At 64.6% G+C, this 16410-nt stretch carries 13 protein-coding genes; 4 read left to right on the top strand and 9 right to left on the bottom strand.

The window, feature by feature from the left end; all coding sequences use genetic code 11:
* Positions 1 to 158: 158 nt before the first annotated feature.
* From B015_RS0103940 to B015_RS0103910, 5 genes are all read right to left on the bottom strand, one after another.
* A complete protein-coding gene (locus tag B015_RS0103940) occupies positions 159 to 1451 on the bottom strand; it encodes an amidohydrolase family protein (protein ID WP_018426361.1) in 1293 nt (430 codons plus the stop codon).
* Positions 1448 to 2389 carry an ABC transporter permease gene (locus B015_RS0103935; protein ID WP_018426360.1) on the bottom strand — a complete coding sequence of 314 codons (942 nt, stop codon included), beginning with the start codon at positions 2387 to 2389 and terminating at the stop codon, positions 1448 to 1450. The genes B015_RS0103940 and B015_RS0103935 overlap by 4 nt, the downstream gene beginning before the upstream one ends.
* 268 nt (positions 2390 to 2657) lie before the next feature.
* Positions 2658 to 3707 carry an ABC transporter permease gene (locus B015_RS0103920; protein ID WP_026226852.1) on the bottom strand — a complete coding sequence of 350 codons (1050 nt, stop codon included), beginning with the start codon at positions 3705 to 3707 and terminating at the stop codon, positions 2658 to 2660.
* A 252-nt stretch (positions 3708 to 3959) separates the two neighbouring features.
* Positions 3960 to 5489: an ABC transporter ATP-binding protein gene (locus B015_RS0103915; RefSeq protein WP_018426357.1), complete on the bottom strand. Its 1530-nt coding sequence runs from the start codon at positions 5487 to 5489 to the stop codon at positions 3960 to 3962.
* Between the two features lie 157 nt (positions 5490 to 5646).
* A complete protein-coding gene (locus B015_RS0103910) occupies positions 5647 to 6672 on the bottom strand; it encodes a BMP family protein (RefSeq protein ID WP_018426356.1) in 1026 nt (341 codons plus the stop codon).
* Positions 6673 to 6898: 226 nt separating this feature from the next.
* On the opposite strand from B015_RS0103910, the gene B015_RS0103905 reads away from it, so the two are divergent.
* The gene (locus B015_RS0103905) at positions 6899 to 8653 is read left to right on the top strand and encodes an ABC transporter ATP-binding protein (protein WP_026226851.1); all 1755 of its coding nucleotides are present in this window, start codon (positions 6899 to 6901) and stop codon (positions 8651 to 8653) included.
* A gap of 9 nt (positions 8654 to 8662) precedes the next feature.
* Here B015_RS0103905 and B015_RS0103900 read toward each other — a convergent pair whose 3' ends face one another.
* A complete protein-coding gene (locus B015_RS0103900; protein WP_026226850.1) occupies positions 8663 to 10156 on the bottom strand; it encodes an aldehyde dehydrogenase family protein in 1494 nt (497 codons plus the stop codon).
* 96 nt (positions 10157 to 10252) lie between these two features.
* On the bottom strand, positions 10253 to 10897 hold the full coding sequence (locus B015_RS0103895; RefSeq protein WP_018426353.1) for a carbonic anhydrase: 645 nt from the start codon (positions 10895 to 10897) through the stop codon (positions 10253 to 10255).
* Between the two features lie 208 nt (positions 10898 to 11105).
* Between B015_RS0103895 and B015_RS33200 the strand changes: the two genes are divergently transcribed.
* On the top strand, positions 11106 to 11279 hold the full coding sequence (locus tag B015_RS33200; protein ID WP_018426352.1) for a hypothetical protein: 174 nt from the start codon (positions 11106 to 11108) through the stop codon (positions 11277 to 11279).
* Between the two features lie 30 nt (positions 11280 to 11309).
* Here the strand turns inward: B015_RS33200 and B015_RS0103885 are convergent, their stop codons facing one another.
* Positions 11310 to 12011, bottom strand: coding sequence for a phosphoribosyltransferase (locus B015_RS0103885; protein WP_018426351.1), 702 nt, complete (start codon positions 12009 to 12011; stop codon positions 11310 to 11312).
* A gap of 90 nt (positions 12012 to 12101) precedes the next feature.
* Between B015_RS0103885 and B015_RS0103880 the strand changes: the two genes are divergently transcribed.
* Complete coding sequence (locus B015_RS0103880) at positions 12102 to 13280, top strand: M20 aminoacylase family protein (protein ID WP_018426350.1); 1179 nt, start codon at positions 12102 to 12104, stop codon at positions 13278 to 13280.
* Between the two features lie 120 nt (positions 13281 to 13400).
* Here the strand turns inward: B015_RS0103880 and B015_RS0103875 are convergent, their stop codons facing one another.
* Positions 13401 to 14324 carry a nucleoside hydrolase gene (locus B015_RS0103875; RefSeq protein ID WP_040456505.1) on the bottom strand — a complete coding sequence of 308 codons (924 nt, stop codon included), beginning with the start codon at positions 14322 to 14324 and terminating at the stop codon, positions 13401 to 13403.
* A gap of 162 nt (positions 14325 to 14486) precedes the next feature.
* Between B015_RS0103875 and B015_RS0103870 the strand changes: the two genes are divergently transcribed.
* Entirely contained in the window at positions 14487 to 16361 is a 1875-nt protein-coding gene (locus B015_RS0103870) for an adenine deaminase C-terminal domain-containing protein (protein ID WP_018426348.1), read from the top strand.
* Positions 16362 to 16410: the final 49 nt, after the last annotated feature.

The raw sequence follows: 16410 nt of genomic DNA, 5'->3' as shown, positions 1-16410 counted from the left end.
TTATGCTTCCAGCTGATTTTCAGAAAGAGCGGCCTTGACCGACAGTGCTGGGCGCGCCCATGCAGCCCCCTTCTCCGTCTCGCCACGTTCGGCACCTTTCCCCGGAGGAGTGACGTGGCCCGAGAGGCTGGGGAGGGGAGCCTCCAAATTGTCGCTGATCAATTCGCCTGGGGCGGCACCACATGGCGACGGTTGATGGTCGCCGGGCGGCCCTTGATCGACAGCGCCGTGTCGCGCTTGGGGCGCTGGGCCACGACCTTGCCCTTGGCCACGACACAAAGCCGCTCGGCGCGCAGGCGCACCGCCTCGATGGGATTGCCGGCATCGAGCACGACGAGGCTCGCCGTCTTGCCGACTTCGAGCCCGAGATGATCGAGGCCCATGATCTCGGCGTTGACCTTGGTGACCATGTCGAAGCAACGGCGCATGTCTGAAGGAGACGACATCTGGGCGACGTGCAGGCCCATGAAGGCAACGTCGAGCATGTCGGCGGTGCCGAGCGAATACCATGGGTCGAGCACACAGTCCTGACCCCAGCCAACGCGGATGCCGGCCTTCAGCATCTCCGGTACGCGGGTCATGCCGCGGCGCTTGGGATAGCTGTCGTGGCGCCCCTGCAGCATGATGTTGATCAGCGGGTTCGGGATCGCCGACACGCCGGCCTCCGCAATCAACGGCAAAAGCTTCGAGACATAATAATTGTCCATCGAGTGCATCGAGGTCAGATGCGAGCCGGCCACCCTGCCCTGCAGGCCGAGACGCTGGGTCTCGTAGGCCAGTTGCTCGATGTGGCGCGACAGCGGGTCGTCGGTCTCATCGCAATGCAGGTCGACCATCAGGCCGCGCATCGCTGCGATCTCGCAGAGTTCGGTCACAGACCGCGTGCCATCGGCCATGGTGCGCTCGAAATGCGGAATGCCACCGACGACATCGACGCCCATATCCAAGGCGCGAATGGTGTTGGCGCGTGCCGTGGGCGAGCGGTAGAGCCCGTCCTGCGGAAAAGCGACGAGCTGAAGGTCGATATAGGGCGCGATCTCCTTCTTGACCTCGAGCAGGGCTTCGACGGCGAGCAGCCTGTCGTCGCATGTGTCGACATGGGTGCGAATGGCGAGCAGGCCCATCGAAACGGCCCAATCGCAATAGGCGAGTGCGCGCTCCTTGACCGCCTCATGGGTCAGCAGCGGCTTTAGTTCGCCCCACAATGAGATGCCTTCGAGCAATGTGCCCGAGGCGTTGATGCGCGGCAGGCCGTAAGACAATGTCGCATCCATGTGGAAATGCGGATCGACGAAAGGCTGCGAGACAAGATTGCCTGAGGCGTCGACAACTTGGCCGGCAGGCGCGTCGATCTTCGGCTCGATCGCAGCGATCCTGTCGCCCTTGATGCCGATATCGGCAATGGTTCCATCTGAAAGGGTGCCACCCTTGACGATCAGGTCGAAGCTCATCTTTCGCCTTTCTGATATGGGATCATCAGCGCTTTCGGATAGGTGGCGCGGCGCGCCACCAGGATCAGGGCCAGGATCGACAGCGCATAAGGCATCATCAGGAACACCTGGTAGGGCACGATGCCGCCCGACATCTGCTGCAGACGAACCTGATAGGCGTCGAAGGCGGCAAACAGGATGGCGCCGATCAGCGCCTTGCCCGGCCGCCACGAGCCGAAGACCACAAGGGCGATACAGATCCAGCCGCGACCATTGATCATCTGGAAGAAGAACGAGTTGAACGCCGACATGGTGAGGAAGGCGCCGCCGACAGCCATCAGCGCGCTGCCGACCATCACCGCCCCCATGCGGATAGCGGTCACCGAGATGCCCTGCGCCTCCACGGCCGAGGGGTTTTCGCCGGCGGCACGGACTGCTAGGCCGACGGGCGTGCGGTAGAGCACCCAGGCGACCACCGCGACAGCGAGGAAGGCGAGATAGGTCAGCGGCGTCTGCGAAAACAGCGCCTCGCCGACAATGGGGATCTGCGACAGGCCGGGAATCGGCAGCGGCTGGAACGGCTCGATCTTGGGCGGCGAGGTCACTTCCGGCAGCGCCAGGCGATAGGTGAAATAGGTCAGGCTGGTTGCGAGCAGCGTGACGCCGATGCCGACGACATGCTGCGACAAGCCCAGTGGAACGGTCAGCGTCGCATGCAGCAGGCCGAACATCGCGCCTGCAAGAGCTGCCACCAGCACGCCGGTCCACAGGTCGCCGCCGGCATAGACGGTGAACCAGCCGGCGAAGGCGCCAGCGGTCATGATGCCCTCGATGCCAAGATTGAGCACGCCGGCACGCTCGCAGATCAGCTCGCCCATTGTGGCGAAGATCAGCGGCGAAGCGATGCGGATGGCAGCGACCCAGAAGGAAGCGGTGAAGAGGATTTCAAACGCGTCCATCAGAGGGCTCTCCGCCTTGATACTGCATTCATCAGCCGATGCCGGCGCTCTACGAGGCCCTCCTCCGGCCTGCCGGCCATCTTCCCCGCAAGGGGGGAGATCGGTGCCATCGCCGCACCAATTTCAGCGGCGTCGTCGCTCATATCGATGGACAGGGAGTTTCTGCTTCGTCTTGGGCGGTTGAGCGAGGCCATCATACGGGGCTGATCTCCCCCCTTGAGGGGGAGATGGCCGGCAGGCCAGAGGGGCGCGCGGAGGATCACAGCCATCACCTCCACCTCACCCTGAACCGCGTCAGCAAGATCGCCACCACCATCGTCAAAAGCGAGGTGGCGACCATGACGTCGGCGATGTAGCTCGGCACCTTGGCGACGCGGCTCATGGCGTCGGCGCCGACGAAGATGCCGGCAACGAAGATCGCAGAGGCAATCACCCCGAGTGGATTCAGCATCGCCAACATCGCAACGACGATGCCTGAATAGCCATAGCCCGGCGACAGGTCGAGCGTGAGGTTGCCCTTGAGGCCCGAGACCTCGGAGAAGCCGGCAAGCGCAGCCAGTCCGCCGGAAAGCAGCGCGGTCTTCATCAGCACGCGGTTGACCGGGATGCCGACGAAGCGTGCCCCTTCCGGATTGTGACCGACGGCGCGCATCTCGTAGCCGAGCACGGTTTTCTTCATGATGACCCAGACGACGATGGCCGAGACGATGGCTATGACGAAGCCGTAATGCAGGCGCTTGCCCTGGATGATGCGCGTCAGCTGCGCCTCGGCAATGACCTTCTGCGACTGCGGCCAGCCCAGCCCCATCGGGTCCTTGAGCACACCTTCTAGCAGCATCGACACGAACAGCAGCACGATGAAATTGAGCAGCAGCGTGGTCACTACCTCGTCGACACCGAAGCGGGTTTTTAGCACGGCCGGACCAAGCAGCAGCAACGCGCCTGCGGCCATGGCGGCGACCATGATCACGGGAATGAGGATGACAGAAGGCAACGGCAGCGCGCCGGTCCCGAGCACCACGGTGACGATGCCGCCGACATAAAGCTGCGCTTCGGCGCCGATGTTCCAGAGCTTGGCACGGAAGGCGACGGCGACGGCAAGCCCGGTGAAGATCAGCGGCGTCGCGCGCGTCAGGGTTTCGAGCAAGGCGAATTGCGAACCCGCAGCGCCCTTGGCAACGAGGTAGAAGACAGACAATGGCGAAGCGCCGGCGGCCAGCACCAGCAGCGAAGTGAAGAGCAGCGTGGCGACGACCGCCGCCAGCGGGAACAGCAGAGTGACAGCCAGCGATGGCGCGGGTTTGGGTTCAAGCCGCATGATGATGCCTTCCAACGGCTTGAGACGCTTTCAGATTGGCAGACGTTAGCGGGGCAGCGCCCCCCTCTGTCCTGCCGGACATCTCCCCCACAAGGGGGGAGATCATGCTATGGGCAGGCCAGCGCCAACCGCCAACGCTGCAAGAATGACGGCGAGGCGGGAGCTGCCAATCTCCCCCCTTGAGGGGGAGATGTTCGGCAGGACAGAGGGAGGCAACGTCGAGAGCCGCCCCAACAAGGATCAGCCCATCGCTCACGCCGCCTGCCCTTCTTCGCCATGTCCGGCCATCAGCTCGCCCAGTTCCCGAATGGTCCGCTCCCCGCGCGACGATGGTGCGGACAACCCTCCCTTGGACATCACGACGATGCGGTCGGACAGCGCCAGGATTTCCTCCAGATCCTCGGAGATCAACAGCACCGCCGCCCCGCGCTCGCGCGCGGCGAGCAGCATTCGGTGGACATAGGCGACCGCACCGACATCCAGGCCGCGCGTTGGCTGGCTGGCGAGGATGACCGCCGGCTCGGGGTCGAGCGCGCGGCCGAGGATCAGCTTCTGCATGTTGCCGCCCGAAAGCAGGCGGATACGCGTCTCCGGCGACGGGCATTTGACGTCGTAGTCGGCAATGATCTCCTCGGCGAAGCGGCGCGCCGCCTTCCAGTCGAGGAAACCCATGCGGCTGAAGCGCGGGCTGCCGTAGCGTTCGGCGATCACATTCTCGGTGACGCTCATATCGCCGATGGTGCCGACGGCGTGACGGTCCTCGGGGATGCGAGCGACGCCATGGCCGAGCGCGGCACGCGGCGACCAGTCGCCAACCGCTTGGCCGGCGACGGAGATTGCGCCGCCTGTCGGGCGCTGCGTGCCCGATATGAGTGCGGCAAGCGCCGCCTGGCCGTTGCCGGAAACGCCGGCCAATCCGGTGATCTCGCCGGCGTTGAGTGTCAGCGACACCTCGTCGAGACCGGCGCCGTTGTGGCGTGCAGTCGAGACGCGGTCGAGCACCAGCAGGGGCGCGCCGACCTGGACCGGGCTGACCTCGGCCGGCTTGACCTCCTGGCCGACCATCAGGGCTGCCAGCTCCTTGCGGTCGGTCGCCTTGGTTTCCCGCTCGCCGGCAAGCCGTCCGGAGCGCAGCACCAGCACGCGGTCGCTGACGGCCATCACCTCATTGAGCTTGTGGGAAATGAAGATGATCGACAGGCCCTTGGCAACGAGCAGCTTCAGCGTGCGGAACAGGGCGTCGGTCTCGGCCGGCGTCAGAACCGCCGTCGGCTCGTCGAGGATCAGCACATGAGCGTCGCGGTAAAGCGCCTTGAGGATCTCGACGCGCTGACGCTCGCCCACCGACAGAGTGGAAACGGTAGCTGCTGGATCGACGGCCAGGCCGAAATCGGCCGACAACTGCTCAATGCGGCCGCGTGCGGCTGTTCGGTCGAGACGCGGGCGCCACAGGCCCTGGGTGCCGAGCGCGATGTTTTCCAGCACCGTCATATTGTCGGCGAGGGTGAAATGCTGGTGAACCATGCCGATGCCGGCATCGAGGGCGGCGCGCGGATCGCCCGGCGGCAGCGGCTTGCCAAACGCCTCCACCGTGCCCTCGTCGGCGACGTAATGGCCGAAAAGGATGTTCATCAGCGTCGTCTTGCCGGCGCCGTTCTCGCCGAGCAGCGCAATCACCTCGCCGCGCTTCAGCTCGAAGGAAATAGCGTCGTTGGCCGTCAGCGGGCCGAAACGCTTGGTGATGCCGGAGAGGCGGAGGACTGGGGTGAGCTCAGTTGTCATGAAGCGGCGGCGGCTGGAGGTCGCTTCTCCCCGTTCACGGGGAGAAGGTGGCCAGGAGGGCCGGATGAGGCGCAGCGCCGACATTGGAAAGGCATTCGCTGCCCCTCATCTGCCTGCCGGCATCTTCTCCCCGTAAACGGGGAGAAGAACGCTATCATCAGCTCGACTTTGGCTCGGCGTCGTTGATCTCGACGGTGAACGATCCGTCCTTGATCGCCTTTTCCTTCTCGGCGATCTTGGCCTTGATCTCGTCGGGCACCTTGCCTTCGAAGGTGCCGAGCGGCGCCAGCGACGAGCCCCCATTTTTCATGAAGGAATAGACGCCGTAGTCCTCGGCCTTGAAGGTGCCCGCCTTAACCTCTGCAATCGCCTTGTCGAGCGTCGGCTCGAAGTGCCAGAGCGCCGAGGCAACCACGGTTTCGGGATAGTCGGCCTGGGTGTCGATGACGTTGCCTATGGCGAGCTTGCCCTTCTCCTTGGCGGCGTCGGACACGCCAAAACGCTCGGCATAGAGCAAGTCGGCGCCGCCGTCGATCTGGGCGAAGGCGGTTTCCTTGGCCTTGGGCGGATCGAACCACGAACCGATGAAGGCAACCTGGAACTTGGTGTCGGGAGCCACTTCCTTCACACCGGCCATGAAGGCGTTCATCAGGCGGTTGACCTCGGGGATCGGATAGCCGCCGACCATGCCGATGTTCTTCGACTTGGTCATGGCGCCGGCGACGAGGCCCGAGAGATAGGAGGCGTCCTGGATGTAGTTGTCGAAGACCGAGAAGTTCGGCACGGCGGCATCGGGCGTGAAGCTCGAGCCCATCAGGAAGGCGACGCCGGGATAGTCCTTGGCGACCGCACGGGCGGCGTCCTCGACGCCGAAGACCTCGCCGAGGATCAGCTTGTGGCCGGCCTCGCAATATTCGCGCATGACGCGCTCATAGTCGTTGTTGGCGGTGTTTTCCGAATAGACATATTCGATGTCGCCACGGTCCTTGGCGGCATTGGCCGCCTTGTGGATGCGGCTGACCCACTGCTGTTCGACCGGAACGGTGTAGACGGCGGCGACCTTGATCGGATCGGCGGCAAACAGGCGGACCGGCAGCCCCACGGTTGCAACCGCGGCGGACGCGCCGGCAGCCTTGATCAGGGTGCGTCTGGAAATGCCCGAATTGTTGGAATTGCTTTGCATTCTATCCACCTCTGGCTGGTTGTGCATGCTTTTTGGAAGACGTGTTTTTTATCGTTTGGTCAACGTAAGCGAAATCGTATATGGCAGCAATCGGCCCTGCCCGGCCTGTCCACCGCGTTCTCGCGGCTGTGATTGAACGTCCGATGCGGACGGCTGGCGGTTTCCGAAGGCCTGTCCGTCCCTTAACATATCCGCACGCACGACAGCGGCCCAGGGACCTATTGATTTGGCTCGATTTTTTCGTCCGACACAGAATCACCTGCTGATATGGAGATTGGTGCAGGAGTCGTTCCGCAAGCACGCATTCGGTTATGGCGTGGCTATTGCCGCGATGCTGGTGACCGCCGGCATGACGGCGGCCAGCGCGCTCGTCATGAAGCACATCACCGACGAGTTCGTGATCGGCAGGGACATCAACCAAGTCTACCTGATCGCTGCGGCCGTGGCGGCGATCTTCATCACCAAGGGCATCGCCACCTTCGTACAGGCGCTCTATCTCAGCCGCGTCGGCAATGCCATCATTGCCGAACGCCAGCGCCGGATCTACGACCGCATCCTGGCCCAAGGCATCTCTTTCTACCATTCGATGCCTTCGGCCGACCTCATCACCCGCGTCACCCACAACGCCCAGGCGGCGCGCGCGGTGCTCGACCTCGTCGTCACATCCTTCGTGCGCGACCTGTTCACCTTGCTCGGCCTCATTGCCGTGATGGTGTTCCAGCAACCGGTGCTGTCGCTCGTCGCCTTCATCGTCGGGCCGATCGCCATCTATGGCGTCAATCAAATCCTGCGCCGGGTGCGCAAGATCATGGAGGCCGAGTTCCTGTCGCTCGCCCAGATCGTCCAGGTGATGCAGGAGACGACGGTGGGCGTGCGCATCGTCAAATCCTTCAACCTCGAGCAGTTGATGCGCGGCCGCATGCACAAGGCCGTATCGGACGTCGAAAGGCGCGCCAACTCGATTGCCGCGCTGGAGGCCGGCACCAGCCCGATCATGGAAACGCTCGCCGGCCTCGCCATCGCCGGCGTCGTGCTGGTCAGCGGCTTCCTGGTCATCCAGGGCGGCCAGACGCCCGGCGCGATCATGGCCTTCATCACGGCACTTCTGCTCGCCTACGAACCGGCCAAGCGCTTGGCGCGCGTTCGCGTTTCGCTCGAAAGCGGCCTCATCGGCGTGCGAATGATGTTCGAGCTGGCCGACCGGCCGCTCACCCTCACCGAACAGCCTGGCGCCATGGCACTGGCCGCCGGCCCCGGACAAGTCGAGTTCAAGGACGTCAGCTTCTCATACCGTAACGGTGAGCCGGTGCTGCGTGAGCTCGACATCCTCTTTCCGCCCGGCAAGATGACCGCACTCGTCGGCCCCTCCGGCAGCGGCAAGTCGACGGTCATGAACCTGATCATGCGCATGTACGACCCCGACGGCGGCGCAGTTGCCTTCGACGGCCAGGACATCGCCCAGGCGACGCTGCATTCACTGCGTGACCGCATCGCCTATGTCAGCCAGGACACGTTCCTGTTCTCCGGCACGATTCTGCACAACATCCAGCTCGGCCGCGAAGGCGCCACCGAGGAAGACGCGATCGCAGCAGCCAAGGCCGCCAACGCACATAACTTCATCATGGAGCTGCCTAAGGGCTACGACACCCAGGTCGGCGAAAACGGCGCCTTCCTGTCGGGCGGGCAAAAGCAGCGGCTGTCGATCGCCCGCGCCATCCTGCGCGACGCCAACATCCTCCTGCTCGACGAAGCGACGAGCGCGCTCGACGCCGAGTCCGAGGCATTGTTCCGCGACGCGCTGGCCCTGTTGTCCGAGGGGCGTACCACCATTGCCATCGCCCACCGGCTTTCGACCGTTCATCAGGCCGACAACATCGTGGTCATGGACAAGGGCCGGGTCGCCGAGCAGGGTCGCCACACCGACCTCATCAAGGCCAACGGCCTTTACCGCAAGCTCTACGACTACCAGCTGATGGATTGAGCGAAACGCTTAGTCGATGCGGATGAACACACCCTTGGTGTTGAGGTACTCGTCGACGTGCTCGATACCGCCCTCTCGGCCGTAGCCGCTCATCTTGTATCCGCCGAAGGGCATGGCCGGGTCGATGGCGTGGTAGGTGTTGACCCACACCGAACCGGCACGCAGGCGGCGCGACAGCTGGTGCGCGGTCGACAGGTCCCGCGTGAACACCCCTGCCGCGAGCCCATATGGCGTGTCGTTGGCGCGCGTCATCACTTCGTCGAGCGTGTCAAAGGGCAACGCAGAGATGACCGGGCCGAAAATCTCCTCGCGTGCGATCGTCATGGTGTCGGAGACGCCTGCGAAGACGGCCGGGGCGACGAAATGGCCTTTTGCGAGCGCGCCTTGCGTTAGCCGTTCGCCGCCGGCGACGAGCTGCGCGCCCTCCTCCGCGCCCGAACGCAGATAGCCTTGCACCCGTTCGAACTGGCGCGCCGAAATCAGTGGGCCGATCTCGGTCGTGGGGTCGATGCCGTCGCCGATGCGCAGGTCCTTGGCATAGGCGGCGAGACGCTCGACGAAGTCGTCGTGGATCGGCCGGGCCACGAACAGGCGCGAGCCGGCAATGCAGATCTGGCCGGAATTGGCAAAGACCGACATGGCAGCGACCGGCACAGCCCGCTCAAGATCGGCATCGGCGCAGACGATGACAGGCGATTTGCCGCCGAGTTCCAGCGAGACACGCTTGAGGTTGCCGGCCGAGGCTCGGAGGATACTCTGGCCGGTTGCGGTCGAGCCGGTGAAAACGATCTTGTCGACATCCATGTGCTCCACCAGCGGCGCTCCTGCCTGCTGGCCCGTGCCAGTGACGATGTTGACGACGCCGTCAGGTACGCCCGCTTCTGCCATCAGTTCGGCAATCAGCAGCGGGGTCAGCGGCGCTTCCTCCGACGGCTTGAGCACGATCGTGCAACCGGTGGCCAGAGCCGGACCGATCTTCCAGACCGAGGCGGCCGTCGGCGCATTCCATGGAATGATGGCGCCGACTACGCCGACAGGTTCCTTCGTGGTGTAGGAGACAATGTCGCCAGGCAGTGAGTTCTCTATCGTCTGGCCATGGATGGCGGTGGCCATGCCGGCATAAAAGCGCAGCATGCCGAGCACCCGGTTGGCATTGGCACGCGCCCTGGCGATGGGCAGGCCCATGTCGGTGGTGTCGGAGACGCAGATTTCGTCCCAGTGCCGTTCGAACAGATCGGCGATGCGCAGCAGCAGCTTCTGCCGCTCATGCGGCTTGAAGCGGCTCCACGGTCCGTCGAAGGCAGTTCGGGCCGCAGCCACGGCGCGTTCGATGTCTTGCTTGCCGCCGCGCGGGACGGTGGCGATAACTTCGCCAGTGGCAGGATTGCGCGTTTCGAAACGCTCGCCTGAGGCCGCATCCACCCAGCTGCCGCCAATGAACATCTGGCGGTGACGCCCGTCGAGTTGATGGCGCATGGGCACGGGCGTAGGGACGACTGTCATGAACATGCTCCTCGCGAACGGGCGACAGTGTCACCCGTTCGCGAGGCTAAGCCAAAGCCTGCAATCGACTCAAGCCCTGGGCATGAGGCCAAACGATCAGGTGATGGGCGAACGCTCGAAATCGCCGGTTTCGCGATCCATGCTCCACAACTCGCCGGTGGAGATGTCGAACCAGGCGCCGAAAAGCTCCAGCTTGCCCTTCTGCTCGAGGATCTTCACGCAAGGGAAGGTGCGCAGATTGGCGATGGAATAACGGATCGAGATGCGCTCGAGCGCAGTCTGGCGTTCGGTCTGGGTCATCATCGAATTGCTGGCGACGTTCTCGGCGGCGGGCGCGACGAGGCTCATCCACTTGCCGATGAAGTCACCCGGAGACAGCGGCGCCATGTTGGGGTCGAGCGCAGCACGGATACCGCCACAGCGGCCGTGGCCCATGACGACGATGTTCTTGACCTTGAGCGCCTGCACCGCGAATTCGAGTGCGGCCGAGGTCGAGTGGAACTCGCCGTCGGGCGAATAGGGCGGAACCAGATTGGCGACGTTGCGGACGACGAAGAGTTCGCCTGGGCCGGCCTCGAAGATGGTCTCGGGCGCTGCACGCGAATCGCAGCACGCGATGACCATGGTCTCGGGGGTCTGCCCTTCGCGGGCCAAGGATCGGTAATGGTCAGTCTCGGCCGCATAACGACCGGTCATGAAGTTGCGGTAACCGGCGAGCAGTTTCTCTGGCAGGTGCAGCATGGGCTTGGCCTTAGACGGAAATCGCAACAACCGCAAATGCAAATGCGGAAGGGCTGAAACATGGCTCATGCATGGACATGCATGTACCTTTGTTCCGCACTCCGAAACATTAGGGTATGCTCAGCTTCGCTGCGCTGGCCGGTACACCTCAAAAAGCAACCGAACTGCCAGGCGTTACCTGCCCTGAACACACGGAAAGGAAAGCGAAATGCGCCTGCTGATCCTCGCCTTTTCCATCGCCGGCCTGCTTCCGGTCGCATCGCTTGCGCCCATCGCCAAGGCGCACGCACAGTCGTCGCAGGACTGCACCGGCGAGAACTGCCCGAAACCGAGTGGCCAGGGCGGCCGCGATTGCGAAAGCAAGGAAAACACGGTCAGCTGACGCAGGCCCGATGCGGCCAAACGCGCGTTTTCAGGCCTGAATGGGCAGCCACTTGCCCTGCGCGGTGCGCGCCAGCCGCGGCGAAGCGATGGCGCCATGGACATGCGAAACAAAACCGGCGTCGAATTCCGTGATCGCCTGCCGCCAGACATCTCCCTGCAGCATGCCGAAGACAGCCGCCAGCGGCCTGATGTTCGCCTTCTCCAACAGCTTCAGCACCGCCAGCATCGAGGTGCCGGAGCTTATGACATCGTCGACGACAAGAACCCGCCTGCCCTCGAGCAGCGGCAGCATGCGCGGGTCGAGATAGAGCCGCTTGGCGTGCTGCGGGCTGGTGATCGAACTCATCGGCTCCGACAGCTCCTCGCTGTACCAGAATTTTCTAGACGTCCCGAGCGCCACCATGCGCTCATGGCCGAGACGGCGGGCAACGCCATTGGCCAGCGGCAGGCCGAGCGTCGGCACGCCGATGACGATTTCGGGCGGATAGGCACCGGCATGCGCTGCCATCGCATCCGACAGCGCGTCCTCGACGGCAAAACTCGCCTGGTTGACGATCATCGAGGCAACCGCCCGGCTGCCGTCGCCCGGCAACACGCGGACGGGCAGCGCGATCTGGCGCCCGTCAGGCAGCAAGGCCGGATAGAGGTCGCTGAAGCCGTCGACAGGTGCGGCGTCGAATGTGCCCGCGGGAAAAACTGTCTGCCAGAATTGATGCGGAGCGAGTGGCACAACGGGCCTTTCTGTTGCAGAAGGGGACATGCGGCGCCGATGGCCCTGGGCGCTACGGATTGATGAGACGGGCCGAACGGAGTTTGCGTGATGACATCGACGGCCGGGCACGACAAGGGCGAAATCGAGATGCTGACGGCGCTGCGCCGCGACATCCACGCCCATCCCGAGCTTGGCTTCGAGGAGGTGCGCACCTCTGCCATCGTCCAGAAGATGCTGGCCGAAGCCGGCATCGCGGTGCAGGCAGGCCTCGGCAAGACCGGCGTCGTCGGCACGCTCAAGCTTGGCGAGGGCTCGCGCCGCATCGCGCTGCGCGCCGACATGGACGCGCTCGCAATGCCCGAAATGGCAGAGGAGCGCGCCTACAAGTCGACCGTATCGGGCAAGATGCACGCCTGCGGCCATGACGGCCACACCGTCATGCTGCTGGGCGCCGCCCGCGAGCTCGCCCGCCGCAAGAACTTTTCCGGCACGGTGCATTTCATCTTCCAGCCGGCCGAGGAAGGCCGTGGCGGCGCCAAAGCGATGATCGAGGATGGCTTCTTCAGCCAGTTCCCCGTCGACGCCGTCTATGGCCTGCACAACATGCCCGGTATCGCGGCCGACAGCATGGCTGTCGTGGCGGGTCCGCAGCTCGCCTCGTCCGACCGCTGGACCGTCACCTTCAAGGGCATCGGCACCCATGGCGCCAAGCCGCATCTCGGCCGTGACGCGATGACATCAGCCGGCCAGTTCCTAACCGCGCTCCACACCATCGTCGCGCGCCGTGTCGATCCGCTGCAGCCGGCGGTGGTCAGCGCCTGCGCCATGGAAGCCGGCAGCTTCGAAGCACTCAACGTCATCCCCGATCTGGTGAAGATCGGCGGCACGTCACGCGCCTATTCGGCCGCCGTGCGCGACCAGCTGGAAGAAGAGATCGGCGCGCTGGCCGAGGGCTCGGCGAAGCTCTACGGGATCGAGGCGGAGTACCGCTACTTCAGGCAGATGCCGCCTGTCGTGAACGACAAAGACGCGACACGCCGGGCGCTGGCAGCGGCCCAGGCGGCACTCGGCATCGACAAGGTGATGACCGAGTTCCCGCCGTCGACCGCCGGCGACGACTTTGCCATGTTCAGCCAGGAGGTTCCGGGCGCCTATGTCTGGCTCGGCAACGGCCCCGCCGTCGACGGCGCCCTCCACCACAACAGCCGCTACGACTTCAACGACGACGCGCTGGCGAGCGGGGTGAGGTTCTGGACGACCCTGGTGGAGCAGGAACTGGCGGCGTAGTTGCCGATCTTTGACGCGAACCGGCAGGGAGGCTGGGCGGGATTCGTTTTCCGAAAGCCCCTTACCGCTACGGCGAAGCCGTGACGGTAAGGGGCATTTTCGCCAATTGATGCGCGCTCCCTACTCCTCCTTCAGCCTGTCATAGAGCAGCTTCAGCACCGCAGCACTCTCGACCTTCAGCGCCACCGAAACCGCAGCGCCCTCTTCCGAAACCGTCAGCGCCCCAGCGTCACGCGTGGTGCCGGTGTCGACCGCGAGCTTCAGCGTCTCGCAGCCGAACAGCGCCTCATCCAGCGCCAGCAACATCACGCAGGGGTCGTGCAGCGGCCGGCTCTCGCCGCCCGTGGTCGACTGGAAATAGGCGTCGATCAGCGCGCCCGAGGCGACGGCCGCTGGCACATCAGAGGCCTGAAGCAGGGCGGTGTCGTCGCGGGTGGCGCGGACCTTGCGGGTGACGTCGAGTGGGATCAGCGTCATGTCGAGCCCGGCGGCGAAGACGATCTCGGCGGCCTCAGGGTCGGCGGCGATGTTGAACTCGGCGCGCGGGCCGATGTTGCCCGGCTCGTAGACCGCGCCACCCATGGCGATGACGCGGCCTATGCGCTTGGCCGCATCCGGATGCTCGGAGACAAGGCGGGCGATGTTGCTGAGCGGGCCAAGCGCAAGGATGTCTATGCTGCCAGCCTCGGCGGCCACCAGCGTGTCTCGCAGCCATGTTACGGCGTCGCCAGACACGGGCTGTGAAAGCGCATCGGGGAAAGCCACGCCGCCAAGGCCGTCATTGCCGTGGATGTCGGCGGTGTCGAAACCTTTCCGCGACAGCGGCCCGGAAACTCCGGCGACGACAGGCACGTCGACGCGGCCTTCGAGCGCCAGGATGCGGCCGGCATTGCGTGTGGTGGTGGCGATGCCGATGTTGCCGGCGACGGTGGTGATGCCGATGACGTCGAACTCGGCCGACTTCAGAGCCAAAAGGATCGCCACCGCATCGTCGATGCCGGGATCGGTGTCGATGATCACCTTGCGGGTAGGCTTCAGCTGCATGGCGCGACCTTTCATTCCAAATCGAGTCCGCTGGCTTCACATCATCGCATCGCAGGAATCAAGCCGAAATGCTTGCACCAGCGCCTCTCGATCAAACTTGCCTTATGCTGGCCCAGCGGAAACGGGTTCCGATTTCGAGGGCGATGCAGTAGAGGCGAGGCCATGACCACGACAGCTCCCCTGCCCGCCGATCTCCTCATCGATCCCGCCGACGAAATCCTGATACGTCAGGACCTTGTCCTCGTTGCCCTCGGCAAGCGCGAGGCCGACCGCCTCGTCCAGCTCGGCCGCGTGCTCGACGTGCACACCGGCACCTGGATGGACGATTGCGAGATCGCAATCCGCGGCCGCCGCATCGCTTACGTCGGTCCCGCCGGCAGCTTTTCGGGCACGGCGCGCGAGACCATCGACCGCACCCATCTTTCGGCTGTGCCGGGCTTCGGCGAGGTGCACAAGCACATCGAAAGCTCTCATTTGACACCAGAACACGAGGCCGCGCTGGTCATGCCGCGCGGCAACACCTGGACGTGCGAGGCGAGCCACGAATTCTCCAACGTCAACGGACCGAACAATCTCGAATTCTGGCTGACGGCGCGCCGCGCCGGCTCGCCGATGAAGATTTTCCCGCTGCCCGGCTCGGCCGTGCCGCCGACGGCCTATGAAGGCGGCGGCGGCCATTTCGGTTATGCCGAGCAGATCGGCTTTCTCGGCGAAAGCACCATGGTCGCCGGCCTCGACGAGGTCATGGACTGGCCTGCGGTGTGGAACCCCGAGAACCCGTCCTATGGCCGGCTCTGGGGCATGATCCAGGCGACCTTCGAGAAGCGCGGCGTCGTCGAGGGTCATGGCGCGGGCCTGCGCGACCTGCCGTCGATCAATGCGTTTTCCGCCGCCGGCCTGTCCTCCGACCACGAGGCATGGACGCCCGAGGAGGCGTGGGACAAGCTTCGGTGCGGCATCTTCGTCGAGATCAGGCCACATTCGATGCCCGACATCATCAAGGGCCTGCTCGAACGCGGCCTGCGCGACTGGAGCCAGGTGGCCTTCGCCACCGACGACCGCAGCGCCTCCGACACGCTGAAGATGGGCGCGACCGACCACAATGTCCGCCTCGCCATCGAAAGCGGCCTGGCGCCTGAAATCGCCTACCAGTGCGTGTCGATCAACCCGGCGCGGCACATGCGGCTGACACCCTTCGTCGGCTCCATCGCCCCCGGCCGCTTCGCCGATATGGTGCTGCTCGACAAGGCGGCGACCGTGTCGATCGCGGAGGTCTGGGCCGACGGCGAACAGGTGTCCGAGGGCAAGCGTTTTACCGGCAACCTGCCTGCCATCGACTGGCCCGACTGGGCAACGAAGACGGTCAATGTCGGCCGCAAGCTCACCGCCGCTGACTTCGCCATATCTGCCGAACCGGGCCGCGCGACGATGCAGGCGGCACTGCTGCGCCCGTTCCATTGGGACGACAATTTCATCACCACGGAACTTGCCGTTGCCGATGGCGCCGTGCAGCGCGACAGCAACCGCAACATCACCAAATTCGCCGTCGTCGACCGCTATTCGGGCAAGGGCCGCGTCGCAAAAATGTTCTGGCTCGGCTGCGGGCCGAAAACGCCCGACACGGCGGTGGGCTGCACGGTGGCGCACGATCAGCACAACATCTGGGTGGTCGGCTCGTCTGACGCGGCCATGGCCGAAGTGGTCAACCGCATCTCGGAAAACCAGGGCGGCTGGGCACTGGTGACGGGCGGCAAGGTGGTGGCCGACGTGCATTACGAGGTCGGCGGCCTGATGACCAATCGTCCCGCCGAGGCGCTCGATGCCGAGATGGAAACGCTCTACGCCGAAGCCAACAAGATCGACTGGCTCTACGAGCCGACGTTTTCACCGCGCTGGTTTCCCGGCTTTCCCGAGCGCCTGCAGTTCGCCACCCTCACCTGCGCGCCGTGGCGCTGGGTGCTGGTTGCGCCGACCGATGCCGTGCCCGAGGGGTTCGTGAACGTGCAGACGGGCGAGAGCCACAAGGTGGCTTGGTAGCGAACTGCGCTGCACCTCATGGTGAGCCTGTCGAACCATGAAGGCTACT

The organism is Hoeflea sp. 108 (assembly GCF_000372965.1).
Taxonomy (GTDB): domain Bacteria; phylum Pseudomonadota; class Alphaproteobacteria; order Rhizobiales; family Rhizobiaceae; genus Aminobacter.
The sequence above is the reverse complement of the archived record's forward strand: the minus strand, read 5'-3'. Positions and strand labels throughout refer to the sequence as shown.

Coding starts and splice junctions, on each gene's coding strand:
- B015_RS0103940 (WP_018426361.1), bottom strand. CDS start 1,451: ATGAGCTTCGACCTGATCGTCAAGGGTGGCACCCTTTCAGATGGAACC.
- B015_RS0103935 (WP_018426360.1), bottom strand. CDS start 2,389: ATGGACGCGTTTGAAATCCTCTTCACCGCTTCCTTCTGGGTCGCTGCC.
- B015_RS0103920 (WP_026226852.1), bottom strand. CDS start 3,707: ATGCGGCTTGAACCCAAACCCGCGCCATCGCTGGCTGTCACTCTGCTG.
- B015_RS0103915 (WP_018426357.1), bottom strand. CDS start 5,489: ATGACAACTGAGCTCACCCCAGTCCTCCGCCTCTCCGGCATCACCAAG.
- B015_RS0103910 (WP_018426356.1), bottom strand. CDS start 6,672: ATGCAAAGCAATTCCAACAATTCGGGCATTTCCAGACGCACCCTGATC.
- B015_RS0103900 (WP_026226850.1), bottom strand. CDS start 10,156: ATGACAGTCGTCCCTACGCCCGTGCCCATGCGCCATCAACTCGACGGG.
- B015_RS0103895 (WP_018426353.1), bottom strand. CDS start 10,897: ATGCTGCACCTGCCAGAGAAACTGCTCGCCGGTTACCGCAACTTCATG.
- B015_RS33200 (WP_018426352.1), top strand. CDS start 11,106: ATGCGCCTGCTGATCCTCGCCTTTTCCATCGCCGGCCTGCTTCCGGTC.
- B015_RS0103880 (WP_018426350.1), top strand. CDS start 12,102: ATGACATCGACGGCCGGGCACGACAAGGGCGAAATCGAGATGCTGACG.
- B015_RS0103875 (WP_040456505.1), bottom strand. CDS start 14,324: ATGCAGCTGAAGCCTACCCGCAAGGTGATCATCGACACCGATCCCGGC.
- B015_RS0103870 (WP_018426348.1), top strand. CDS start 14,487: ATGACCACGACAGCTCCCCTGCCCGCCGATCTCCTCATCGATCCCGCC.